The following is a 22,707-nucleotide window of genomic DNA, read 5'->3' on the forward strand; positions in this document are numbered from 1 at the left end:
GTCCTTTTTTTATTGTGCTAGCCGCCGGTCACGCAAAAGCCCGGCCCCACAGAGCGGAACCGGGCTTGGTTAAGGGTGTAGAGACGCAATATGTTGCGTCTCGTCGTTGAACGCAATTGCTCAGATGAATCCTGAACGGCGCGGACGACGAGACGCAACATATTGCGTCTCTACTACGGGAAATGCTACGCTTTCACGTCGTAGCGGTCTAGCATCATCACCTTGTGCCAGGCCTTCACGAAGGCTTTCACGAAGCGCGGGTGGCCGTCCTGGCCGGCGTACACTTCAGCCACGGCGCGGAGCTGGCTGTTCGAGCCGAACACGAGGTCGGCGCGGGTGGCGGCGTAGCTCTTCTGGCCAGCGGTGCGGGGTTCGAGAGTGAAAGTCATACCCGCTGGGTCGGCCTTTTTCCACTCAAAATCCGGACTGGTGAGCACCGTAAAAAAGTCGTTGGTGAGCACGCCTACGCGGTCGGTGAAGATGCCGTAGGGGGAGTTGTCGTGGTTGGCATTCAGGGCACGCAGGCCGCCGGTGAGGGCCACCCACTCGGGCGCGGTCAGCGACAGCAGTTGCGCTTTGTCGAGGAACATCTGCTCCGGGGCCACGCCCTGGGCAATGTCCTTGAAACCTTTGTCGAGGTAGTTGCGGAAGCCGTCGGCCACGGGCTTGAGCCAGTTGAACATCTCGATGTCAGTGAGTTCCTGCGTGGTATCGCGGCGGCCGGGGGTGAAGGGTACGTCGGTGGGCACGCCCGCGTCGGCGGCGGCTTTTTCGAGGGCGGCGCAGCCGCCCAGCACAATCAGGTCGGCCAGCGACACCTTTTTGCCACCCGCGGCGGCGCCATTGAATTTTTCCTGCAGGGTGCGCAGGGCTGCTACCACGGGCACCGTGCGGCGGTTCACGGCCCAATCCTTTTGCGGGGCCAGCGCGAGGCGGCCGCCGTTGGCTCCCCCGCGCTTGTCGCTGTGGCGGTGCGTCACGGCCGCCGAGAAGGCGGTGAACACCAAATCAGACACCGACAGGCCCAGGCCCATGATGTCCTTTTTCAGCGCCGCCACGTCGGCCGCGTCGATGGGCATGTAGTCGGCCAGCGGGATGGGGTCCTGCCACAGCAGGTCGTTTTCGTTGCGCTTCTCGGGGCCGATGTAACGCTCGCGCGGGCCCATGTCGCGGTGCGTGAGCTTGTACCAGGCCTTGGAAAAGGCCTGGGTGAAGGCGTCGAAATCGCCCAGGAATTTCTCGCACACCTTCCGGTATTCGGGGTCTTCCTTCAGCGCGATATCGGTAGTCATCATCATCAGCGCGTTCATCTGGCCGAGGATGTGGGCGTCGGGCGTTTTGGGCGCGTTTTTGTCCACGGGCGTCCATTGCAGGGCACCGGCCGGGCTTTTGGTCTGCTCCCACTCAAACTTGAAGAGGTTGGTGAGGTAGTCGTTATCCCACTGCGTGGGGTTGGGCGTCCAGCTGCCTTCGATGCCATTAGTCATCGTGTTTTCGGCGTTGCCGTTGCCGCGCGGGTTGTGCCAGCCCAGGCCCATCTGCTCCATCGGGGCGATTTCGGGCGGCATCCCGATTTCCTTCGAGGGCACCATGCCGTGGCTCTTGCCGAAGGCGTGGCCGCCGGCAATGAGAGCCACGGTTTCCTCGTTGTTCATGGCCATGCGCGTGAAGGTGGTCCGGATGTCGCGGGCCGAGCCCAGCGGGTCGCCGTTGGCGTAGGGGCCTTCCGGGTTCACGTAAATCAGGGCCTGGTGCGAGGCGGCCAGCGGGTTTTCGAGGTCGTAATCGGCGTCGCCGTTCTGGCCGCGCCAGCGCTTGTCGCGGTTCACCATCTTGTCGGGCGCCTCGGCCGTGCGCAGGTCGTGAATCACCTCGGGGCCCCAATAAGTAGAATTATCGGCCTCCCAGGCATCCTGGCGGCCGCCGGCGAAGCCGTAGGTAGGAAAGCCCATGATTTCCAGAGCGCAGTTGCCGGTCAGCACGATGAGGTCGGCCCAGGAGAGGGCGCTGCCGTATTTCTGCTTGATGGGCCAGATGAGGCGGCGCGACTTGTCGGTGTTGCCATTGTCCCACCAGCTGTCGATGGGGGCGAAGCGCTGCAGGGCCTCGCCGGCGCCGCCGCGGCCGTCGGCAATGCGGTAGGTGCCGGCCGAGTGCCAGGCCATGCGAATCATCTGCGGGCCATAGTTGCCGTAATCCGACGGCCACCAGTCCACCGACGTGGTCAGGAAGCTTTTGATTTCCTGCTTCAGCGCCTCCAAATCAATCTTGTTGAAGGCGGCAGCGTAGTCGAAATCCTCGCCCAGCGGGTTGGCCTGCGGGCCGTTCTGGTGCAATAGCTCCACTTTCAGGCGGTTGGGGTACCAGTCGGCGAGGGTGGGCGGGGTGCCTTCCACGCCGCCAATGCGGTCGCCGCCGAAGGGGCACTTGCCCTGCATGTTGAAGGACGCGGTGTTGGTTTTGTCGTGTTCGATGTGGAGCATGGGTATGGGAAGTTGTTGGATGTTGGGCTGGTCGGCCGTAGAAAAGGTACGGGCCTGATTATGATGAAAGCATGTAGGCGCGCAAAACCTGAAGGCGGCTTACCGTTGTGCTTACGCGCATTCGCCAACGGAGGTGCTTACTCTGCCGGGAAAAAACGTGCCCGGCCAACGGCGTTCGTACCCGGGCGGTGTAAGGGTAGGCGGGCACGACCGTCAGACAGAATAGGCCGCCAGGGGCAGTACTTTGCGGTTGCATCCCATCCCCATTTATCCGAACGAACTACATGAAACAGCTTGTTGAAAAGCACCCGCTGGCCATTCGCTGGTTTCACTGGGTCAACTTTCCGGTCCTGAGCCTGATGATTTGGAGCGGGATGTGGATATACTGGGCCAACGACGTGTACCGCATTGGCTGGGGCAACACCACGCTGCTCAAGTTCTTCCCGCAGTCGTTCTACGAGGCGTTCAACATTCCCTTTCAGCTCGCCAAAGGCATGAGCTGGCACTTCGTGCTGATGTGGGTGTTCTTCCTCAACGGGCTGCTCTACGTGGGCTACACCATTTTCTCGGGTGAGTGGCGCTACCTGCTGCCCACCCGCCACTCCTTTAAGGAAGCCATTCAGGTGGTGCTGCACGACCTGGGCCTGTCGAAAAAGCCGCTGCCGATGCGCAAGTTCAACGGCGCCCAGCAGATTGCCTACACCAGCGTCATTCTGATGGGCGTGGGCTCGGTGCTCTCCGGGCTGGCCATTTACAAGCCGGTGCAGTTTGCCTGGCTCACGCAGCTGCTGGGCGGCTATGAGTTTGCCCGCATCATCCATTTCGCGCTCACCATCGGCTACGTGCTGTTTTTCATCGTGCACATTGCCCAGGTGGTGCGCGCCGGCTGGAATAACTTCCGGGCCATGGTGGCCGGCTTTGAGGTGGTGGAAGTTGATTCCGCTACGCACGAAGTCACGGCCGGCCCCACGGCCCTGCCGGCCGCCGGTGCTTCCCTCTCCACCAACAATCTAGCTGACCGCAGCAGCCATGTCTGAAGAATCACCCGTTCCGGCTCCGGCTGAGAACTCCCAGGCGCCCTTGCGCCCCGAAGCCGAGGTGCTGGCCGAGGCCCGGCGCCGTTCGCGCCGGTCGTTTATTGGACTGGGGCTGGCCGGCTTGGCCGGCCTGGGCGGCTGGAAATGGCTCATTTCGCAGCCCGAAGACGATGGCATTCCGCGCCCGCTCCGCCAGGTGCTCGACGCCAACGGCCGCCTCAGCCACGCCTACTACAAGCAAACGCGGCTGGCACCGGAGTTTGCCCGCAGCCGTGCCCGCACTCCCCGCAAAAACGGCACCTACGGCCTCAAAACCGAGCTGGACCCCGCCACCTGGCGCATGCGTGTGCAGGGCTACGGCACCGATACGGTGCAGGAGTTCACCCTCGCTGACGTGCAGGCGTTGCCCAAAGTGGACATGGTGACCGAGCTGAAATGCATCGAAGGCTGGAGCGTGGTGGTACACTGGGCCGGCGCCCGCCTGTCCGATTTTTTGGCCAAATACCCGCTGGCCACACGGAGTGGCTACCCCTTCGACCCGCGCAACCCGCCCGCCGACCTGGCGCCCTACGCCGGCCTCGCCACGCCCGACGGCAACTACTACGTGGGCCTCGACATGGACACCGTGCTGCACCCCCAAACGTTGCTGTGCTATGAGATGAACGGCAAGCCCCTCACGCCCGAACACGGCGCCCCGCTTCGCCTCGTCACCCCCCTCAAGTATGGCATCAAGCACCTCAAGCGCATCGGCACCATGACTTTTGCCGTTGCCCGCCCCAAAGACCTGTGGGCCGAGATGGGCTACGACTGGGACTCGGGGCATTAGGCGGAAAAGCGGATGGAAGGGGCTTTTCGTCCTTGGCTGTCGTTCACCCGTTTGCCGCCTTCTCAGTGCACCACCCGCAGCTCGTAGCGCGCGGGGGAGGTGCCGGGTACGTGCCACGCGCCCACGCGGCTGGGCCCGTAGCCCAGGTTTACCTTCAGCCACTCGTCGCGGGTGGGCAGCATGCCGATGATTTCCTGTTCAAGGCGGGCCAGGTCCTGCCGCAGCTGTTGCAGGCTGTGGGCGGGCTCGGCCGGGTTTTGAGGCGGCACGCTGCCCTGCGGGGCGGCCATGGCGCGCTGAATGGCTTTCTCGGTTTCCAGGTAAGCATCTACTTTTTCCTCCAGGGGAACGAGGGCCGGGTCAAGATAGTCGAGGTTGGAAGCCATAAAAGGGAGCTTGAAAGAACTGTTTCGGGAGCAAAACGGGCAGTTTGGCCAAAAAGATACAGCGAAGGCCGGCCGCCCTCAGTTGGTGGGGGCTGTTGCGCTGGCGGCTGGCCGGTTGCGCTGGCATTTTTCGCCGCAGTATTTCACGTCGTCCCAGGTGGCGCGCCACTTTTTGCGGTACTCGAACGGCCGCCCGCAGGTGACGCAGATTTTGGTGGGCAACTGCCCTTTACGAAGTTTGGCGGGTAGCATCGAATGCGAAAATAGGACTCTGCGCGAAGCAAACCCCCGGCGGGCCCGCGAAGTTTTGGGTACTTTTCGGCCCCGAAGCCGTAAAGGGCCGGCAGCCGTTGCCGCGCCGTCGGCTCCACGGCGCCCCTGCCTTATGACCACAACCACTGCTCCCGACATTCTGGGCCAGGCCCTGCTCGACTATCACCACGGCCAAGCCGGTGCCACCGTCACGGTGCACTGCAACGTGGCCGACGACGAGCCGCTGCCCGCCGCCTACTTCTTCCGCACCGTGCTGCAGATGCCAGAGCTGGAGCGCCAGGCCCTCGACGAAAGCCGCGGGCGCGTGCTCGACCTCGGGGCCGGCGCGGGCTGCCACTCGCTGGAGCTGCAAAACCGCGGCTTCGAAGTGAAGGCCGTGGACGTGTCGGCCGGTGCCGTGCAGGTGATGGCCGAGCGCGGCGTGCTCAGCGTGGCCCGGCACGACCTGTTTGCCCCGCTGCCGCCCACCGAGCGGCCTTACGACACCATTTTGCTGCTCATGAACGGCCTGGGCCTGACCGGCACCCTCGACGGCCTCGATAGGTTTCTGGCCCATGCGCGCACGCTGCTGGCGCCCGGCGGCCAGATTCTGGCCACCTCGTCCGACGTGCGCTACCTCTACGAAGACGAGGACGGCGCCCTGCTCATCAACCTCAACGGCCCGTACTACGGCGAGGTGCAGTACACGCTCAGCTACCAAGACCAAACCGGCGAGCCTTTCCCCTGGCTGTTCATCGACGCGGCCCTGCTCAACGACGCCGCCGAGGCGGCCGGCTACACCGCCGACTTTATCGGCGAGGATGATAATGACCAATACCTGGTACGCCTCATGCCCGTGGGCAATGCGGAGAACCGGGCACAATAACCCGTAAGCAACCCAATGACCAACGCCGTCACCTACCGCACCCGCTGGGCCGACATGGACCCCAACGGCCACATGCGCCACTCCGCCTACGCCGATTTTGCCGCCGACCAGCGCGTGGCCCTGCTGGCCCAATGGGGCTACGACGTAAAGCGCTTCGCCGAGCTACGCCTCGGGCCCATTCTGTTTCGGGAAGAAACCAAATACCTGAAGGAAGTGAACATCGGCGAGGAAATCCGCGTCGACGGCCACCTAGCTTCGGCCGCGCCCGACGGCTCGCGCTGGAGCATCGTGCACACCATTTACAAAGCCGATGGCCGCGTGGCCGCCACCGTCACCGTCGAAGGCGCCTGGCTCGACCTCGACCGCCGCAAGCTCACCGTGCCGCCCGCCGAGCTGGCCGCGGCCTTCAGCGCCATGCCGGTCTACGAAGCGCCGGCGCGCTAGCCGCCGCCTACGCGGCCGTGGGCGCCGCCGAAGCAGGCCGCAGGGCTTTGGTGATGCGCCCCATTTGCTGCTGGTGGTGCAGCAGGTGGTCGAGCAGAAATTCCATCACCTGCCCAATGGTGATGCGCCCCGAACGCGGGTGCGGAAAAATGGCCCGGTTCATCAGCCGGCCCGGAAATTCATTGAGCAGCTGTTCAAACTGGCGGCGCGTGCCCGCCCAGGTCTGTCGCAGCTCCGCCAGTGTGGGCAAGTTGCCGGCATTGGTGAGAGTGGCCACGCCGCGCGGAGCCTTGTACTTGAAGCCGGGCAGGCGCAGCAGCAGGCGCACCACGCGGGCCCGCAGCCGCGTGAGCAGGCCCACCTTGGGCAGCGCTTCCTCGGCGTGTACCTTTTTCTGCACGTACTGCAGAATGTTGCTTTCGATGAACAGCAGGTGGTGCACCACCTGCGTGGCCGACCATTGCCCCGGCCCCGGTGCCCGTTCCGCATCCGTCCCCAATGCCTCGGCCGAGGCCAGCAGCCGCTCAGTGGCGCGCTCCAGTTGTTCAAATTTGAGGTGAAGCCGGTGGTTCATGCCTAGTGCTGTTAGTGTGTATTTGAACGAAGTAATTCAAATACGGAAGAAATGTACGCCACCTCCACTGTAATGTTGGCGCACCGTCTTGATAGAAATGGCGAATTGGTGAGGTGGTGGCTGCGGATAAAGAACGGCCGGTATTTGGCGTATTATCTACATAATAAAAAAGGCCTCGCTGGTATTACCTGCGAGGCCTTTTGACATTAGTTTGATGCCCAGAAGGGCCGATGATTACGCCTTGGCGTAGGTCACTTCCTTCACGGCCTTCACCACGCGGGCCACGTTGGGCAGCGAGGCTTCGATAAGGGTGGGCGCGTAGGGCAGGGGCACGTCGGCGCAGGTGATGCGGATGACCGGGGCATCGAGGTAGTCGAAGGCGCGGCGCTGCACGATGTAGGCCAGTTCGCCCGAGATGCTGGCCAGCGGCCAGGCTTCTTCGATGACCACCATGCGGTTGGTTTTCTTCACCGAGTTCACGAGGGTATCGTAGTCGATGGGGCGCACCGAGCGCAGGTCAATTACTTCGGCTTCGATGCCTTCCTTGAGGAGTTCATCGGCGGCGGCGTAAGCCACTTTCATCATTTTGCCGAAGCTCACCAGGGTCACATGCTTGCCCTGGCGCACCACGTTGGCCTTGCCGATTTCGAGCAGGTACTCTTCCTCGGGCACTTCGCCCTTGTCGCCGTACATCAGCTCCGACTCCATGAAGATGACCGGGTCGGGGTCGCGGATGGCCGACTTCAGCAGGCCCTTGGCGTCGTAGGGGTTCGAGGGCACCACCACTTTCAGGCCGGGGGTGTTGGCGTACCAGTTTTCGAAGTTCTGCGAGTGCTGGCTGCTGAGCATGCCGGCGTTGCCGGTGGGGCCGCGGAAGACGATGGGGCAGGAATACTGCCCGCCCGACATCGAATACAGCTTGGCGGCCGAGTTGATGACCTGGTCGATGGCCACCAGCGAGAAGTTGAAGGTCATGAATTCGATGACCGGAATCAAACCGTTGGCGGCGGCGCCCACGCCAATGCCGGCGAAGCCCAGCTCGGCAATCGGGGTGTCAATCACCCGCTCGGGCCCGAATTCGTCGAGCATGCCTTGGCTCACTTTGTAGGCGCCGTTGTATTCGGCCACCTCTTCGCCCATCAGGAACACCCGCGGGTCGCGGCGCATTTCCTCGGACAGGGCCTCGCGCAAGGCCTCACGAAATTGAATTTGACGCATGATTTTCTTTAGATAAACAGCGGTTTTGGGCCGTCAGGCAAAGCTACAACGGTAGGGGGCGTTGGGCCAAGCTTATCGCAACGCCTCCCGAAATACCTTGCCCTGGGCGTAGTCCTGAAATTCGAGGTCTTCTACGGCGCGCTGGGCGTAGCTGCGGTCGAGGGCCACGGCTTGCTTCAGCAGTTGGCCCATTTCGGCTTCGTTCTTTTGGCGGGCGGCCACCACGGCCATGCCGTAGACGGGCGCCGCTGCCGTGGGCCGCAGCGTTTGGGCCAGGCGGTACTGCTCCAGTGCCAAGTCGTAGCCCTCGCGCCCCACCAGAATCAGGCCTTTGTTGAGGGCGTTCTGGTAGGAGGGGCCGGCGTATTGCAGGCTACGCAGGGCTTCGTCGGGCTGGCCCACTTCGATTTCGAGCGCGGCGCGGTCGGAGAAAATCTTGCGCAGCAGCGGGCGCGGGCCGCCCAGCTTGATGGCGTAGTCGTAGTTCTGCAGGGCTTCGAGGCGGTCGCCGGCGCGGTGGTAGGCGGTGGCGGCGTGGTAGAAGAACTCGGCCGTGGGGTTGCGGTGGGCGGCCAGCGTGAAGTTGACGGCGGCGCGGTGGTAATAGGCTTTCTGGGTTTTGGGCGTCGGCTCTTTCTCGCCGCGCTGCAGCAGCACCACGCCCAGGTTGTGAAAGGCCTCCCAGCTGTTGGGGTTGTTGGCGGCGGCCACCTCGTAAATGCGCTGCTTTTCGGCCAGCAGGGGCGTGAGCGTGGCCGAGTAACGCAACTCTTCGGGCGTGAGGGCCTCGGCTTCCACCTGCTTCTCCACAATTTTCTTCGACAGCAAATACACTTCCGAGTCGTAGCGCTTGGGGGCGGTATACGTCACGGCCACGGTGCCGAAGCGCAGCACCGGGTAGATGTATTCTTCGATGTAGTCGAAATACGAAAGCTTGTGCAGCGCCTTTTCCTTTTGCTCGAACGTGCCGCGCGTGTCGTTGATGATGGACACCACCGAATCCATCTGCTCGGGCTTGAGCGCCGAGGAAGTGACCTTGCTCAGGAAGGTATCCCACTTGCGCACGTAGGCCAGGGTGTCGAAGCGAATGTTCTCGTTCTTATTGAGATACGAAAAGGTTTTGACGCGCTGCTTGTAATAGTACAGCAGCATGCGCACGCGCTTGCTGGCCAGGGCCCGGTTGTGCGCGTCGGTCGAGTCGGGCGAGTGGCCCGCAATGATGAGCACCTGCTTGGTGCGCTGGTTGGCGTCGATGAGGTCTTCGAGGGCCTGCACGTTGGTGCCCAGGTAGCCGCGGATGAACCACTTGTCTTCGTCGAAATAGAAGGGCAGCACGCGGGTGCCGCTCATGGTGTTGTTGCCGCGTTCGGGCAGCAGCGTCAGCACGGTGTCTTCGCGCGTCACCAGGCGGGCCGGGTCGGCGATGCCGCGAGCCACCAGCAGGTCGTCGTTGGCGCGCAGCACTTTGCCGTGCTTCTTCAGCTCGCGCACCTGGCCGTGGGCCAGCAGCTCGCCGGGGTTGCGGCCGGGCGTGTTCGGAATACTGAATTTCTGGGTGGCCACCAGCTGGCCTTTGTGCTCGTCATCGTACACGAAATTGCCGACGGTGAAGGCCAGGCGGCCGAGGGTGTCTTCGCGCAGGCCGTGCTCGTAGCGGTAGCGCAACAGCACTTCGTACGCGACGCCCTTGTGCAGGTGGTTGGCTGGCACCCGGGCGGTTACCTCAAAGGGAACGGCCTCGCCCGAGGCCAGGAGCGGAGCGGGGCGGGCCACCACGGTGCGGCCGGTTTCGGCCTGTTTCAGCACCCGCGGCAGGGCGCAGGCCGAGAACAACAGGGGGGCTGCCAGCAGCCATTGGGCCACGGGCCGCAAAAAATACCTCATCGAAATGTGCAACGTCGGGAAACGAAAACCTGCCCTTCAAACGTAAACGACCCAAAATTAGTCGGGTCGGGGCCGGCGAATTTACGCGGATGAGCTTGCCCTCGCCCCCGTAAGGCCTTATCTTAGCCCAGACAATCTGTATTTCGTTAGCCGCTACCGCCCATGAAACGCTTCACCGACTACCTCGAAACACAGTCTTTTGGTTTGTGCTCGGCCCTGGCCCAAAAGTGGGGCTTCAGCACGCGCAGCGTCCGGCTGTCGTTCGTGTACGCGTCGTTTTTCACGTTTGGCTCGCCCATCGTGCTGTACTTCGCCGGGGCATTCTGGATGAACGTGCGCCGGGCCATGCGTCAGCAGCGCAGCACCGTGTGGGACCTGTAGCTACCGGTTTCGACTGCAACTACACTTTTAACCGCTGACTAGCGTCCGCGCTATTCCTTCTCGGCGTCATATTCTTTGGCCTCGCGGTTCAGCTCCTGCTGTTTGGCCTGCTTGTGGCGCCGTTTTTCGCCGTTTTCAGGCTTGCGCTTTTTGACTTTCTTGGTTTTGTCGCGGTGCTTGACGTGCTTGCTTGAATGCTCTTTCTTCTTAGTGAGCGAGCGGTTGGCGTGGCCAATGCGGTGGAACCCCTGCGCCGCCACTGGGCCCAGCGAAATCAAGAACAGTAGCACCGAGGCCAGCGTCAGTAGAAGCGCTTTTTTCATCGAAATCAGAAAAGAAAAGGGACCGTGGCTGAGCGGCAAGGGCCAAATATAGGGCCAGCCGGGGTGTGCGGCCTAGCGCAGTCCCAACTCACTAAACTTGTGCTTGCCCTGGGCAAAGTAGGCCCACACCACGCTGCCGTTGTACACGCCCTGGCGCTGGGCCACGCGCAGGTGCGGCCGGGCTTCGCGCCGCTTCCGGCGCCAGTAGCCCAGCTTGCCATAAAAGCTGAAGTGCGCGCGCAGCACCGCCCACAAGTTGCCCAACTCGCCGCTTACCAGAAACTTCACCCCGGCCACGCCGTCGAGCACCAGCCGCTGCCACATGGCCCAGAGCAACTCGCCCGGCGCGGCATTTTTATATAGCAGCGCCAGGCCGTTGCGGAAGTTGAGGTAGGTTTTGCGGGGGTTGGTTTTGGGTAGGGTGCCGCCGCCCACGTGGTGCACGGCGCTGCCGCCGTGGTACCACACTTCGTGCCCGGCGTTTTGCAGGCGCCAGCAGAAGTCGATTTCCTCCATGTGCGCAAAAAACGCGGGTTCGAGGCCTCCCAGGGCTTGCCAGGCGCTGCGGCGCACCAGCAGGCAGGCGCCGCTGGCCCAGGCCACGGGGCGCGAGTCGTCGTACTGGCCCTGGTCCTTTTCGAGGGTGTCGAAGAGCCGGCCGCGGCAGAAGGGGTAGGCCAGCCGGTCGAGGTAGCCGCCGCCGCCGCCCGCGTATTCAAAATAGGTGGGGTCGGCGTGGGCCAGGATTTTGGGCTGCACGGCGGCAATGCGCGGGCTGGCTTCGAGCAGCGCGCGCAGGGGGCGCAGCCAGCCCAGGGTCACTTCCACGTCGGAATTCAGGAGCACGAAAAAGTCGCTGTCCACCTGGGCCAGCGCTTGGTTGTAGCCTTCGCAGAAGCCGAAGTTGCGTTCCAGCAGCAGCAGCTCCACCAGCGGAAAATCGCGCGAGAGCATTTCCACCGAGTCGTCGGTCGAGGCGTTGTCGGCCACGATGACGCGGGCGCCGTCGGCGTGGGTGAGCACGCCGGGCAAAAAGCGGCGCAGAAAACCGGCGCCGTTCCAGTTCAGGATGACAATGGCCACGTCGGCGCAGGCGCCAACGTTTGACACCGCGGCACTAGGCGCCAAAACCGCTCAAATCGAGGCCGGGCACGTTGGGCATCAGGCCGCTGGTTTTGCGTTGAAGCTCCTGGCGGGCCAGCTCGGCGGCTTCGTCTAGGGCTTTGTTCACGGCCGCCACCACCAGGTCGGCCAGCATGTCGCGGTCCTGCGGAGTCAGCAGCGTTTCGTCGATTTCGAGCTTAATGACCTTGCGGTGGCCGCTGGCGGTGGCGCGCACGAGGCCGCCGCCGGCTTCACCCGTGGCGGTGATGTGTTGTATTTCCTGCTGGGCCTGCTGCATTTTGTCCTGCAGCTCTTTCACTTTGCCCATCATGCCGGTGAGGTCGAATGCCATGGTATCAGTTTTCGGTTTTCAAGTAGCGTAAACAAGCGAAGCCTACAAAAGTGAGCCGCTTGCTGGTGCAAAGACGCCGGAACCCGCCCCAGGGTTCGCCGCGGGGCTTATTTTAAAATCGTGACCGAGCCCGAAGCCGTGAAGGGCGTGCCGTCCTCGTTGTTTTGCTGGAAGCGCCACACGTAGCCGCCCAGCACCGGCGCGTGCCCCTTGATGCGGCCGTCCCACACGTCGGCGCGCTGCGAGCCCCGGAATACTTCCTGCCCGTTGCGGTCCACCACCACGAAAGTGTAGTCCTTCAAATACTTGCCTTTCACTTCGAGCACGTCGTTCAGCCCATCGCCGTTGGGGGTGAAGGCCGTGGGGATGGTGAGGAACAGCCGCCGCGTCACGGTGGCAATGTTGGAGTAGCTGACCGTGCCCGCCGGCAGCCCCGCCCCGCTGATGCGGAGGCGGTAGCGTAGCACCTGTTGCGTGGTATTAGGCGACAGGTCGGTGTAGCTGTTGCCGCTCACGGCAATGTTGTCTAGCACCTGGTTGTCGGAGCTGAGGCGTTCGAGCACGTAGCTGGCCGCCGCGCCGGGAGTAGGGCCGGTGAAGGCCGACCAAGACAGGCTGGCCGTGGTGCCGTCGGCATCGGCCGGGCTGGCGCTCAGCAGGCTGGGGCAGGTGGCCGCGCTTTCGGAGGAGGTGTTGCCGCACACGTCCGTGACGCGCACCGAATAGCAGGGCGGGTTTTTGCGCAGGTCTTCCAGCGCGGTGGAGTCGCGGCGGGGGCGCAGGGTGGTGGCACTGCCAAAATCGGCGGGGCCACCGCCCGCCGCGCGACGATAGAACAGCGTGCTGCTGGCGGGCAGGGTGCCGCCCGCCAGCACCGGCCGCAGCTCCACCACGTTGCGCACGTTGAAGCTGGGCACCAGCAGCGGCTGCTGGGGCGGCAGGTTCGAGGTGGTGAGAATGGTGACGGCGTTGGAAACCGATTTCGTGCCGTTGGGATAGGTGGCCGTCACGGTGTAGGAGTAGCTGGTGCCGCATTGCACGTCGCTGTCCTCCAGGCCGCCCGAGATGGGGGCAATGCCCGTCGCGAGCACCTTGCCGTCGCGGCTCACAGTGTAGACCGCGCCCGAGCCACCAGCGTCGCTGAACAGCAGCTGGTTGCGGTTTTGCGTGGAATTGCCCGTGAGGTTGAGCGTGCATATCAAGTCGGAGGCCGCGGTGCTGAGCTGGCAGGCGTCGGTGCGCAACAGGCGGTAGCAGCCGGGCGCGGCGCTGGGCACGGCAAAAGACGTGCTGCCGGCGGGCACCGTGGCCACCGTGGCAAAGCCGCCGGGCGCGCTGGCATCGGCCCGCTGCAGGGTGTAGAAGTAGCCGGCCGGCAGCTGGCCAATGGCCAGCGTGGCCGTGCCGCCGGGCAGGGCACCCTGCAGCGTGAGCGTGGTGAAGAGCGGCGTTTGGGGCGGCAGCAGCGTGGCCACGGGCTGCGTGGCCTGCTGGCTTTCGCAGATGTTGGGCGCGGTGTAGTGGCCCACCACCGTGACCGAAGTAGCCCCACTGGCGAGTGGCACCACCGCGCTGCGCTGGCCGGGGTTGAGATTGAGCGGGGCACCCGAGCCGGATTGCACCGAGTAGTAGTCGTACACTAGGTCGGTGATGGTAATCAACGCGTTGCCGCTGGGGCAGGGCGCCACCGTAAAGGTTGGGGCGGTGTTGTCGTAGACGCGGAAGGTGCGGGTGTAATAGGTAACGCCTCCATTGCTGCCTGTGCGGTCATTGGCTAGTTCTGAAACCGTAACCATACCCACTTCGGCCCGCGTGGGGGTGTACACGTAAGGCAACTGGTTCGGCGGCTGGCAACCCGGAAACGTGGTATTGAGCCCGGGTAGCACGCCGTAATACAGCAATGTGCTGGGCACACTGCGACTGGCGCACAGTTCAAACCGTACTGGTTTTCCTACGCAAAAGGCGTCCACCGGCTGGTTGGTAGCGTTATCGATGGCCACGAACGTGCAGGGTGGCGTTACAGTGGGCGTAAAGCAAACGTTGCCGGGCTGGGCGCGCACCGCCACAAGGGCTCCCAGCCACAGGCTCAACAGAAAAAAGGAACGGTATACCAACTTCATCATCAGCGTCTGGTACGCGTAAGCATAGCGGTAGGGCGGCGCGCAAAATTCAGGCCGTGAACGGCGGACACGCGCCGCGGGCAGTCACAATACGAAAAAAGCCCCCGGCTTATTGCCAGTCAAACTTACGGACGAAGGCGGCGGCTTTGTGTAAGTCGGGGTAGAGCACCCGGTCCTGGCCCACAAACTTCACTTCCTGCTGAAAGGCGGCCACCACCCGCTCCAGCTCCTGCGAGGTGCGGCCGGGGCGCCGGAACGCCAGGGCCTGCACCGCCGTCATCAGCTCGATGCCCAGCACCTGCTCCACGTTGTCCAACACGCGGCGAGATTTGGTGGCGGCGTTGGCGCCCATGCTCACGTGGTCTTCCTGGCCGTTGCTGCTCACAATGCTGTCGACCGAAGCCGGGGTGCATAGCTGCTTGGTCTGGCTCACGATGCTGGCCGCGGTGTACTGCGGTATCATCAGGCCCGAGTTCAGGCCGGGTTCGGCCACCAGGTAGGTGGGCAGGCCGCGCTGGCCGGAAATGAGCTGGTAGGTGCGGCGCTCCGAAATGCTGCCCAGCTCGGCCACGGCAATGGCGAGGTGGTCGAGGGCCAGGGCCAGGGGCTGGCCGTGGAAGTTGCCGCCGCTCAGAATGAGGTCTTCGTCGGGGAAGATGTTGGGGTTGTCGGTCACCGAGTTGCACTCGGTTTCCACCACCTGGGCCACGTAGGCCAACGCGTCGCGCGAGGCGCCGTGCACCTGCGGCTGGCAGCGGAAGGAGTAGGGGTCCTGCACGGCGTGGCGCGGCTGGGTTTGCAGCTCCGAGCCGGCCAGCAGCTCCGAAAGGCGCCGGGCCACCAGCACCTGCCCGGCGTGCGGCCGGATGCGGTGCAGGTTGGCATTAAACGGGTCGGTGCAACCTCCAAAAGCCTCGGTCGAGAGCGCGCCAATGACGTCGGCCGCGTCGGCCAGGCGCTGGGCGCGCAGTACGCCGTCCACGGCGTAGGCTAGCATAAACTGGGTGCCATTCAGCAGGGCCAGGCCTTCCTTGGCCTGCAACGCCAGCGGCTCCCAGCTGAAGAGGCTCATGGCATCGGCGGCGCTCAGGCGGTAGCCCTGGTAGTTCACTTCGCCCAGGCCCAGCAGCGGCAGGCAGAGGTGGGCCAGCGGGGCCAAATCGCCGCTGGCACCCAGGCTGCCCTGCTCGTATACCACCGGCAGCAGCTCGCGGTTGTACATGGCCACGAGGCGCTCAGCGGTGGCGGTTTGCACGCCGCTGTGGCCGTAGCTCAGGCTCTGGGCCTTGAGGAAAAGCATGAGGCGCACGAGGGGCTGGGGCACCTCGGCGCCGGTGCCGCAGGCGTGCGACATCATCAGGTTGACCTGCAGCTGGGCGCGCTGCTCGGGCGCGATGCTCACATTATACAAGGAGCCAAAGCCGGTGTTGATGCCGTAAATCGGCTTGTCCTCGTGCGTCAGGCGCCGGTGCAGGTATGCGTGGCAGGTGGCAATTTGGGCTTTGGCGTCGTCGCCAAGTTGCACGGGCCGGCCATCGGCCAGCAGGGTGGCCAGCGCGGCCAGGGTGAGGGGCTGCGCGGGCGAAATGGTGTGGGTGGGCATTCGGGGGTGGTGGGTGAGGGGGCGGTTGGGGGTGGCTGCAAAACTAGAAGTATTTCCGCAGCCTGCCGGCTAGGGGCCCAGCGGGGGCGAGAGGATGTGAGCGGGCTTAACCATTGATTATGGTGGAATAATTTAATATATTATTAAAATAATTTTACATTCTATCCTTCCGCTATGAGACATACATCCTTCCTCCCGGCCCTGGGGCAGCTTCCATGTTGGGGAACACTGCTGCTTTTGCTGCTGGCTGGCCCGGCCCGCGCTCAGTTTCCCACCACCGCCACTGCCACGCTGTTTTTGTGCAACGCGCCCGGTAATCAGTTTGGCGTACAGGCCGTGGCCGACGGTGCGGGCGGTTCCTTCGTGCTCTGGATTGATAAGCGCAACGGCAACAACTCGGGGCCCGGCACCGGCATCTACGCCCAGCACCTGGACGCGGCCGGCTTGCCGCAGCTGGCCACCAACGGCCAACTCCTGTTTCAGAGCCGGGGCCGCGACATCGTGGGGATGAAATCCGTGGCCTGGCGAGGCGGACTGCTCGTGGCCTGGGTGCAGGGGGCGTTTGGCGCGGGCGGCGACACGGTGCGCTGCCAGTACTACAATGCCCTTGGCGTACCGCAGTGGGCGGCCCCGGCGCTGGTAGCCGCCGCTGCCCCGCCGGCAATTGCGGCGGAATCAGAAAACGCGCTCAATATCATGCCCAACGACTCAGGGGCTATCATCACCCACGCGCTGCGGCTGAACGGGGGCAGTGCCCGCTTTGCTTTCAACCGGGTGAGCGCCACGGGGCAGCGGCGCTGGCCCCTCAACTACCAGCAGGTCAACGTCAACCCGTTGGGAGGCGTGCCGGCCGACTTCTATCACACCATCGGCGACGGCGGCAATGGGTTTTACCTGGTAGCCGGCGCGGGGGGCACTGGCTCGGCCATTTTTGCCCAGCATTACACGCTGCAAGGGATACCTTGGGGAGCGTTCACGACCATTTCAGCGGGCGGCGCTTTGGTTAGCCACTCGGGCTTGCGCCTGGCCCGCGACCCCGCCAACAACCTCTACGTGGCCTGGAGCAACAGCGGTGGCGATGTGCTGGTGGCCAAAATCCTCCCCGGCGGGGCGTGGGGCTGGGCCGGGCCGGGCTACATCACCGCGAGCCCGAGCCGATTTGCGCAGGAGCTAGCCGATGCCTTGTGGTACGATAACGCCCTGTGGCTGATATGGAACGATGCGCGGGGAGGAGCAAGCACTGGCTTGCCCAACCTGCAGACGGTGACAAAGATGGACGCCGCCGGAACGATGCCCTGGGGGACGAGGGAGATTAACCAGCAAGCGGACTATTCCATCAGCCCCAAACTGGCCGGCTCGGACAACGGAGCCGTGATGGCATTCTATGCCAGCGGCACTCTCCGGGGGTTCGGCGCCCAAAAGCTTCTTACCAACGGCGCAATGGTTTTTTCCAGCGATGGAGTCGTCCTGCACACCACGGGCATGGACTGGCCCAGCACCTTCGACTACGTGCCTGTTTCGCAGCCCAACGGCTCAGTGCAGGTTTTTTGGGCTACTTCGGCCTTAAGCCCAACCGGACAGGACATCTGCGCCGTCCGCGTGCAAAATTCCGGCACCCTGCTCCGCGCAGCGCGCGCGGCCGAGTCCCTGGGCTTCGATGTTTTCCCCAATCCGGCCACGGATGGGGTGCAGGCGCATTTCCCGGCTGGAAAATTGCCCACTGCCCTGCGGTTATTCGATGCCCAGGGCCGGCTGGTGCGGGCCTTTCCCGACGCGGCGGCGTTGTCGGTGCGCGGGCTGCCGGCGGGGCTGTACGTGCTGCGGGCCACGCTGGCCGGGCAGGGGGTAAGCCGCCGCGTGCTGGTGGAGTAGAGCGGGGTAGCGACGCAACGTTTTGCGTCGCTACCCCACTGCTCACTCCGCCGTGAGGGCCGTCACCACTTCACCGATGGGCAGCACGCGCTCCACGCCGGTTTGCATGATTTTGATTTTCACGACGCCGGCCGCCGCTTCCTCCGGGCCCATGATGATAACCAGCGGAATGCCCTTGGCGTCGGCATACTTGAACTGCTTCTGCAGCTTGCTGGCGTCGGGGTACAGCTCGCTGGGGATGCCGGCGGCGCGCAGCTCGGCCAGCAGGGGCAGGGCGGCCCGGCCGCTGGCCACGTCGAAGTGCGTGATGAGGCACCGCGTGGGGGTTTCGGCCGTCACCGTGAACAAGTCCAGCGCCTCCAGGCAGTCGTAGAGCCGGTCGACGCCGAACGAGAAGCCCACGCCCGACACGCCGGACAGCCCGAAGGAGCCGGTGAGGTTGTCGTAGCGCCCGCCGCCGCTCACGCTGCCCATCTGCACGTTGTTGATTTTGACTTCGAAAATGCAGCCCGTGTAGTAGGAGAGGCCCCGCGCCAGCGTGGGGTCGAACTCCAGCCGGTCGAACTGCTTGAAGCCGGAGGCCCGCAGAATGTCCAGCACCTGGGCCAGCTCGGTGAGGCCGCGGTAGTTGGCCAGCGGCTCGGGCGAGTCGGCTTCCACGTCGGGGGTGGTGGGGCGCACGCCGTCGGGCTCCACGCCGGCCGTCACGAAGCCCGCCAGCAGGCGCTGCAGCTTCTCTTCGTAGCTGCCCTCCACGGTCAGCAGCTCAAACAGCGTCTCAATGGTCGGCGCCGAGAAGCCGCGCTCCAGCAGCTCCTTGCTCACGCCGTCGCGGCCGATTTTATCGAGCTTGTCGATGGCCACGAACAAATCCGTTTCGCGGCCCTCGCCGCCCAGCGCCTGGTAAATGTTGCGCAGCACCCCGCGGTGGTTGATTTTGATGGCGAAGTCGTGCAGGCCGAGGCCGCTCAGCACTTGTGCCATCATCAGCACGATTTCGGCTTCGCAGAGCAGCGAGTCGGTGCCCACCACGTCGGCGTCGCACTGGTAAAACTCGCGGTAGCGGCCGCGCTGGGGCCGGTCGGCGCGCCACACGGGCTGCATCTGGTAGCGCTTGAAGGGGAAGGTGAGGGTGCCACGGTTCATGGCCACGTAGCGGGCGAAGGGCACGGTGAGGTCGTAGCGCAGGCCTTTTTCGGCCACTTTGGGCAGCAGGGCTTTGCTGCCGGCGGCCAGGTCTTCGGCCGTCACGTCTTTGGCAAAGTCGCCGGAGTTCAGCACTTTAAACAGCAGTTGGTCGCCTTCGTCGCCGTACTTGCCGGTGAGCACGGAGAGGTTTTCCAGCGTCGGCGTTTCGAGCGGCGCGTAGCCAAACGACTCGAACGTGCGGCGGATGACATTGAAAATGTGCTGGCGGCGCGCCACTTGGGCGGGGCCAAAATCGCGGGTGCCCTTGGGAATACTCGGTTTTTGCATAACGCCGGCAAAGTTAGGTCGTGGCCAATGCGAAGTCATCCTCGCCGCATAAACGAACAATGTCGCATTCGTACAATATTCAAAAAATTTAATATTGTAAATTTGTCTTGAGTTGTCGCAAGGGCCGGGTTTGAGCGGCACATGGTTAGAACTGGGCAAGGCCCCGCAGATAGATATGCACATTACGGCATTTTCACCTTCGCCGGAGCTGAGCGGCTTCGTGGAGTGCTACGGGCTGTGGCACAACGACCCCGAACTCGGGCCGCCGACCGCCGCCACGGCCCACAGCCCCCCCGCCGACCTGCCCCCCTTTTCTGCCCAAGACCCGCTGGGTTTTGCCCGGCGGATGCTCTGGCTGCGGCTGCCGGGCCGAGACGAGGGCCTGAGCATTTTCTTTCGGCCGGCCGGCTTGTATCATCTGTTTGGCCTGTCCTTGGCCGAGGGGCGAACCGCCCGGGCCGGGCCGGGCGAGGCCGCGCTGGCGTTCGTCAATGCCCTGCTGCACCGCATGCAGGAGGCCGGCAGCCACGTGGCGTGGCCGGCGGCGGCCGACGAGCTGCTGCTGGCCCACGCGGCCCACACCACGGCGCTGCCCGACGCCGTTGATGCCGTGGCCGGCAGCATTTTACGGCAAGAGGGCCGGGTCAGCATCGAAGCGCTGGCCCAGGGCGTGGGCCTGAGCCGCCGGCAGCTCGAACGCCGCTTTCTGGCCGAAGTAGGCACGGCGCCCAAGCTGTACGCCAGCTTGGTGCGGTTCAACCACGCGTTTCGGCTACTGGCCGCCAGCCCGGCCCCCAATTGGCAGGACGTGGCCTACGCCTGTGGCTACTACGACCAAGCTCACCTGATTCGCGAGTTCCGGCGGTTTACCGGGCAAGCGCCCAGCGCCTTTTTCAAGGCAAACCCCGAGCAGCCCATTCCCGCCGCCTAAGGCGCGGTGCGGGCATAGCGGGCCGCATCGGCCGCCGCCGAGTCCACGCGCCATCGTTTCTTCTCACTTTTTTTCCTTGCCTAGCTATGAAAAAATCCTTGTTTTCTCAATTCTTTGGGCTGGCGCTGCTCCTGGCAGGCGCAGCGACTGCCAACGCCCAGTCGGCGGCCGTGACCACGGCGGGCTACTGGAACCTCGAAACCAACCTCACCACCCGCGACTTCACCATCGTGCGCTTCTACAACGCGCAAGACCAACTCGTGTACCAGGAGCGCATCGACGGCCTGTGCCTCAACCTGAACAGCGCCCGCCCTTTGTGCCGCAAAACGGCCGCCAAACTCAACCTGGCCCTGCAGCGGGTGCTCGACGACCCAGGCCTGGGCCAGGTGAATACCGCGCTGGTGGCCCAGCAGCTCAGCGCCGACCGCCGCGTGCAGCGCGTGTACGCCGTGCGCTGAAGCACTGCCTACAAACGGATACCCACCAAAAAGCCCCGCCGCCGGACTAAACCGACGACGGGGCTTCGCTTGCAGAAAGGAAGGCGAGAAACTACTCTTTCTTGAATTCAAATTCGCCGCCGCCCTGCTTCAACTTGAAGGTGGGCTGCTCGGGCGAGAACTCTACGCGCAGCTGGGCCGGGTCGAACTTGAACACGCCCGGGCTCACGGCTTCCAGCGTGAAGGCCGGCTGGCCGGTGGCTTGGGCCTTGAGGGCGCTGCCCTCGCGGGTGAAGGTGATTTTGAGCGGAATCTGGGCGCTTCCGTAGGTGCCGGCGTAGCGGTCGAGGTCGGCGGCTGTAGGCGCAAAGTTGGTTTTCACAAACTCGGGCTTTAGGGCCACGCGGGCGTCGCGCTCGGCCAGGGCCCAGGCCGTGTGGAAGATGAGCTGGTCGCGCCGGGCCATGGCCGGGAAGTCGATGAACTCCACATCGTCCGTGGCCTTGTGGTACTGCGGGTGCAGGCCGCTGGTATAGAAGATGATGGGCACGTTGTGCTTGGCGAAGTTGTAGTGGTCGGAGCGGTAGTAAATCTGCTCGGGGTCGGCCGGGTCGTTGTATTTGTAGTCGAGGGCCAGCGGGTTGTACTGCTGGTTGGTGGCCTCGCTCAGGGCGTTGAGCTCGGTGCTGAGGCGGTCGGCGCCCACCAGGTACACGTAGTCGCCCTTGCCCTGGTGCAGGCTGTCCACGCGGCCCACCATGTCGATATTGAGGTCGGTCACGGTCTTTTCGAGTGGGAACACGGGGTGGTCGGTATAGTACTGCGAGCCCAGCAGGCCCTCTTCCTCGCCGGTATTGGCCAGAAACAGGATGCTGCGGCGCGGACCGTGCCCCTCCTTTTTGGCCTGCGAAAAGGCGCGGGCCATGGCCAGCACGCTCACCGTGCCCGAGCCGTCGTCGTCGGCCCCGTTGAACACCACGCCGTCCTTCACGCCGAGGTGGTCGTAGTGGGCCGACACCACGAGGAGTTCGTCCTTTTTGTCGCCGCCTTCGAGGTAGCCCAGCACGTTTTCGGTGGTGAAGGGCTCGGTGTTTAGTTTGGCCTGGGCGGTGGCGGCCGCGGGCTTGAAGGGCGAGGCCACTGGCTTGCCGGCCTTGGCAACGCTCTGGCGGTACTTGTCGAGGGCGGCCGGGGTGGTGCCCAGCAGCTTGGCGCCCATTTCAGGCGACACCATCAAAATGTTGAACCCCGAACTCTTCTTTTCCGCGCCGTCGAAGGTGAGGTCGTCGTGGTCCATGAGCTGGCCAAATGCCTGGGGCACGGCCGAATAAGCCGCTGCCGTGGGCATGACGAGGATGATGGAGCGCGCGCCCAGCGGAAAAATGCCTTTGCGGCGCGCCATCAGGCCGTCAAGCGTCGCCGAAGCATACGCACTGGCTTTGCCATCGAGGCCGAGCAGCGACTTGCCCTGGCCGTTCAACGGCTCACCGGCCAACAGAATCAGGTCCTTGCCTTTGTAGTCGGCGGGCGCGGCAAAGTCTGAGTACTTGTCCTCCTTGATGCCATAGCCCACAAACACCGGCTGTAGCGGCGCGCCCGTGGCAAAAGCATCGGTCATAATGCCATAGAAATCGCGCTTGCCCTGAAACGTCTGGCTGCCCACCTTCACAGTGCTGGCGGCCAGGTCGAGGCTGGTGCGCTTCATGCCGAAGTGCTGAATGTAGGGATTGTCGGAGCCCGCCACGGGACCGGTCAGGCCGTTGGCCGCAAAGGCTTTGGCGATGTAGTCGGCGGCCATTTTCTGGCCTTTCTTGCCGGTTTCGCGGCCTTCGTACGCGTCCGAGGCCAGCACGTCGAGGTCGGCTTTCAGGCCTGCCGGCGTGATGGTTTGGGCGTAGGTCACGGACCAGTCGGTGGGCGCGGCGGCCGGCGCGGGGGTAGTGGTAGCTGCGTTTCGGCCGGGCTTAGTCTTGACTTTAATCTTGCCCGATTGGGCCGAGGCGGTGCCGGCCGCCAGCAAAAGCGCGAGGGCCAGGGGGAGTTGTTTTGACATAGAAACCAGAAAGAATGAAAAAGGTGTGCAGAGAAAGGAATGAGTAAAACCAATTCCGGGGCTGG

Annotated in this window: 21 protein-coding genes; 8 read left to right on the forward strand and 13 right to left on the reverse strand. The window is 64.0% G+C overall.

Going from position 1 to position 22,707, the window contains the following annotated elements:
* Positions 1-185: 185 nt before the first annotated feature.
* Positions 186-2,483 (reverse strand): catalase/peroxidase HPI, encoded by a 2,298-nt coding sequence (gene katG, locus IC234_RS01665; protein WP_190922097.1) that lies wholly within the window; start codon positions 2,481-2,483, stop codon positions 186-188.
* A 284-nt stretch (positions 2,484-2,767) separates the two neighbouring features.
* Here katG and IC234_RS01670 point away from each other — a divergent pair, with 284 nt between their 5' ends.
* On the forward strand, positions 2,768-3,520 hold the full coding sequence (locus IC234_RS01670; protein WP_190922098.1) for a cytochrome b/b6 domain-containing protein: 753 nt from the start codon (positions 2,768-2,770) through the stop codon (positions 3,518-3,520).
* Positions 3,513-4,346 carry a molybdopterin-dependent oxidoreductase gene (locus tag IC234_RS01675; RefSeq protein WP_190922099.1) on the forward strand — a complete coding sequence of 278 codons (834 nt, stop codon included), beginning with the start codon at positions 3,513-3,515 and terminating at the stop codon, positions 4,344-4,346. Before IC234_RS01670 ends, IC234_RS01675 begins: the two co-directional genes overlap by 8 nt.
* A gap of 62 nt (positions 4,347-4,408) precedes the next feature.
* On the opposite strand, the gene IC234_RS01680 is transcribed toward IC234_RS01675, so the two are convergent.
* Positions 4,409-4,732, reverse strand: a complete 324-nt coding sequence (locus IC234_RS01680) for a hypothetical protein (RefSeq protein WP_190922100.1) — start codon at positions 4,730-4,732, stop codon at positions 4,409-4,411.
* Between the two features lie 78 nt (positions 4,733-4,810).
* A complete protein-coding gene (locus tag IC234_RS01685; protein ID WP_190922101.1) occupies positions 4,811-4,984 on the reverse strand; it encodes a DUF2256 domain-containing protein in 174 nt (57 codons plus the stop codon).
* 133 nt (positions 4,985-5,117) lie between these two features.
* On the opposite strand from IC234_RS01685, the gene IC234_RS01690 reads away from it, so the two are divergent.
* Together IC234_RS01690 and IC234_RS01695 are read left to right on the forward strand one after the other, a co-directional pair.
* Positions 5,118-5,870 (forward strand): class I SAM-dependent methyltransferase, encoded by a 753-nt coding sequence (locus tag IC234_RS01690; protein WP_190922102.1) that lies wholly within the window; start codon positions 5,118-5,120, stop codon positions 5,868-5,870.
* Positions 5,871-5,885: 15 nt separating this feature from the next.
* Positions 5,886-6,314 carry an acyl-CoA thioesterase gene (locus IC234_RS01695; protein WP_190922103.1) on the forward strand — a complete coding sequence of 143 codons (429 nt, stop codon included), beginning with the start codon at positions 5,886-5,888 and terminating at the stop codon, positions 6,312-6,314.
* Between the two features lie 7 nt (positions 6,315-6,321).
* On the opposite strand, the gene IC234_RS01700 is transcribed toward IC234_RS01695, so the two are convergent.
* The 3 genes from IC234_RS01700 to IC234_RS01710 form a co-directional block, all read right to left on the reverse strand.
* Positions 6,322-6,888, reverse strand: a complete 567-nt coding sequence (locus IC234_RS01700) for a DinB family protein (RefSeq protein WP_190922104.1) — start codon at positions 6,886-6,888, stop codon at positions 6,322-6,324.
* 234 nt (positions 6,889-7,122) lie between these two features.
* Complete coding sequence (locus tag IC234_RS01705; protein ID WP_190922105.1) at positions 7,123-8,106, reverse strand: pyruvate dehydrogenase complex E1 component subunit beta; 984 nt, start codon at positions 8,104-8,106, stop codon at positions 7,123-7,125.
* A gap of 72 nt (positions 8,107-8,178) precedes the next feature.
* The gene (locus tag IC234_RS01710; RefSeq protein ID WP_190922106.1) at positions 8,179-9,990 is read right to left on the reverse strand and encodes a tetratricopeptide repeat protein; all 1,812 of its coding nucleotides are present in this window, start codon (positions 9,988-9,990) and stop codon (positions 8,179-8,181) included.
* Positions 9,991-10,152: 162 nt separating this feature from the next.
* On the opposite strand from IC234_RS01710, the gene IC234_RS01715 reads away from it, so the two are divergent.
* Positions 10,153-10,371 (forward strand): PspC domain-containing protein, encoded by a 219-nt coding sequence (locus IC234_RS01715; RefSeq protein ID WP_046242767.1) that lies wholly within the window; start codon positions 10,153-10,155, stop codon positions 10,369-10,371.
* A gap of 50 nt (positions 10,372-10,421) precedes the next feature.
* Here IC234_RS01715 and IC234_RS01720 read toward each other — a convergent pair whose 3' ends face one another.
* From IC234_RS01720 to hutH, 5 genes are all read right to left on the reverse strand, one after another.
* Complete coding sequence (locus IC234_RS01720) at positions 10,422-10,694, reverse strand: hypothetical protein (protein ID WP_190922107.1); 273 nt, start codon at positions 10,692-10,694, stop codon at positions 10,422-10,424.
* 72 nt (positions 10,695-10,766) lie between these two features.
* Positions 10,767-11,804, reverse strand: a complete 1,038-nt coding sequence (locus IC234_RS01725) for a glycosyltransferase family 2 protein (RefSeq protein WP_317173310.1) — start codon at positions 11,802-11,804, stop codon at positions 10,767-10,769.
* Between the two features lie 7 nt (positions 11,805-11,811).
* The gene (locus IC234_RS01730) at positions 11,812-12,150 is read right to left on the reverse strand and encodes a YbaB/EbfC family nucleoid-associated protein (RefSeq protein WP_190922108.1); all 339 of its coding nucleotides are present in this window, start codon (positions 12,148-12,150) and stop codon (positions 11,812-11,814) included.
* Positions 12,151-12,257: 107 nt separating this feature from the next.
* Positions 12,258-14,273 carry a T9SS type B sorting domain-containing protein gene (locus IC234_RS01735; protein WP_190922109.1) on the reverse strand — a complete coding sequence of 672 codons (2,016 nt, stop codon included), beginning with the start codon at positions 14,271-14,273 and terminating at the stop codon, positions 12,258-12,260.
* A gap of 106 nt (positions 14,274-14,379) precedes the next feature.
* Positions 14,380-15,873: a histidine ammonia-lyase gene (gene hutH / locus IC234_RS01740; RefSeq protein WP_190922110.1), complete on the reverse strand. Its 1,494-nt coding sequence runs from the start codon at positions 15,871-15,873 to the stop codon at positions 14,380-14,382.
* Positions 15,874-16,047: 174 nt separating this feature from the next.
* On the opposite strand from hutH, the gene IC234_RS01745 reads away from it, so the two are divergent.
* Entirely contained in the window at positions 16,048-17,745 is a 1,698-nt protein-coding gene (locus tag IC234_RS01745) for a T9SS type A sorting domain-containing protein (RefSeq protein ID WP_190922111.1), read from the forward strand.
* 42 nt (positions 17,746-17,787) lie between these two features.
* Here IC234_RS01745 and hisS read toward each other — a convergent pair whose 3' ends face one another.
* Positions 17,788-19,221, reverse strand: a complete 1,434-nt coding sequence (gene hisS, locus IC234_RS01750) for a histidine--tRNA ligase (RefSeq protein WP_190922112.1) — start codon at positions 19,219-19,221, stop codon at positions 17,788-17,790.
* A gap of 175 nt (positions 19,222-19,396) precedes the next feature.
* Between hisS and IC234_RS01755 the strand changes: the two genes are divergently transcribed.
* Both IC234_RS01755 and IC234_RS01760 read left to right on the forward strand, forming a co-directional pair.
* Positions 19,397-20,152: a helix-turn-helix domain-containing protein gene (locus IC234_RS01755; RefSeq protein WP_190922113.1), complete on the forward strand. Its 756-nt coding sequence runs from the start codon at positions 19,397-19,399 to the stop codon at positions 20,150-20,152.
* An 86-nt stretch (positions 20,153-20,238) separates the two neighbouring features.
* A complete protein-coding gene (locus IC234_RS01760; RefSeq protein ID WP_190922114.1) occupies positions 20,239-20,610 on the forward strand; it encodes a hypothetical protein in 372 nt (123 codons plus the stop codon).
* Between the two features lie 91 nt (positions 20,611-20,701).
* Here IC234_RS01760 and IC234_RS01765 read toward each other — a convergent pair whose 3' ends face one another.
* Positions 20,702-22,642 carry a M28 family peptidase gene (locus IC234_RS01765; protein WP_223827423.1) on the reverse strand — a complete coding sequence of 647 codons (1,941 nt, stop codon included), beginning with the start codon at positions 22,640-22,642 and terminating at the stop codon, positions 20,702-20,704.
* Positions 22,643-22,707 lie beyond the last annotated feature (65 nt).

Origin of the sequence: Hymenobacter armeniacus (assembly GCF_014699055.1) — a bacterium.
Classification (GTDB): Bacteria; Bacteroidota; Bacteroidia; order Cytophagales; family Hymenobacteraceae; genus Hymenobacter; species Hymenobacter armeniacus.

Coding starts and splice junctions, on each gene's coding strand:
- katG (WP_190922097.1), bottom strand. CDS start 2,483: ATGCTCCACATCGAACACGACAAAACCAACACCGCGTCCTTCAACATG.
- IC234_RS01670 (WP_190922098.1), top strand. CDS start 2,768: ATGAAACAGCTTGTTGAAAAGCACCCGCTGGCCATTCGCTGGTTTCAC.
- IC234_RS01675 (WP_190922099.1), top strand. CDS start 3,513: ATGTCTGAAGAATCACCCGTTCCGGCTCCGGCTGAGAACTCCCAGGCG.
- IC234_RS01680 (WP_190922100.1), bottom strand. CDS start 4,732: ATGGCTTCCAACCTCGACTATCTTGACCCGGCCCTCGTTCCCCTGGAG.
- IC234_RS01685 (WP_190922101.1), bottom strand. CDS start 4,984: ATGCTACCCGCCAAACTTCGTAAAGGGCAGTTGCCCACCAAAATCTGC.
- IC234_RS01690 (WP_190922102.1), top strand. CDS start 5,118: ATGACCACAACCACTGCTCCCGACATTCTGGGCCAGGCCCTGCTCGAC.
- IC234_RS01695 (WP_190922103.1), top strand. CDS start 5,886: ATGACCAACGCCGTCACCTACCGCACCCGCTGGGCCGACATGGACCCC.
- IC234_RS01700 (WP_190922104.1), bottom strand. CDS start 6,888: ATGAACCACCGGCTTCACCTCAAATTTGAACAACTGGAGCGCGCCACT.
- IC234_RS01705 (WP_190922105.1), bottom strand. CDS start 8,106: ATGCGTCAAATTCAATTTCGTGAGGCCTTGCGCGAGGCCCTGTCCGAG.
- IC234_RS01710 (WP_190922106.1), bottom strand. CDS start 9,990: ATGAGGTATTTTTTGCGGCCCGTGGCCCAATGGCTGCTGGCAGCCCCC.
- IC234_RS01715 (WP_046242767.1), top strand. CDS start 10,153: ATGAAACGCTTCACCGACTACCTCGAAACACAGTCTTTTGGTTTGTGC.
- IC234_RS01720 (WP_190922107.1), bottom strand. CDS start 10,694: ATGAAAAAAGCGCTTCTACTGACGCTGGCCTCGGTGCTACTGTTCTTG.
- IC234_RS01730 (WP_190922108.1), bottom strand. CDS start 12,150: ATGGCATTCGACCTCACCGGCATGATGGGCAAAGTGAAAGAGCTGCAG.
- IC234_RS01735 (WP_190922109.1), bottom strand. CDS start 14,273: ATGATGAAGTTGGTATACCGTTCCTTTTTTCTGTTGAGCCTGTGGCTG.
- hutH (WP_190922110.1), bottom strand. CDS start 15,873: ATGCCCACCCACACCATTTCGCCCGCGCAGCCCCTCACCCTGGCCGCG.
- IC234_RS01745 (WP_190922111.1), top strand. CDS start 16,048: ATGAGACATACATCCTTCCTCCCGGCCCTGGGGCAGCTTCCATGTTGG.
- hisS (WP_190922112.1), bottom strand. CDS start 19,221: ATGCAAAAACCGAGTATTCCCAAGGGCACCCGCGATTTTGGCCCCGCC.
- IC234_RS01755 (WP_190922113.1), top strand. CDS start 19,397: ATGCACATTACGGCATTTTCACCTTCGCCGGAGCTGAGCGGCTTCGTG.
- IC234_RS01760 (WP_190922114.1), top strand. CDS start 20,239: ATGAAAAAATCCTTGTTTTCTCAATTCTTTGGGCTGGCGCTGCTCCTG.
- IC234_RS01765 (WP_223827423.1), bottom strand. CDS start 22,642: ATGTCAAAACAACTCCCCCTGGCCCTCGCGCTTTTGCTGGCGGCCGGC.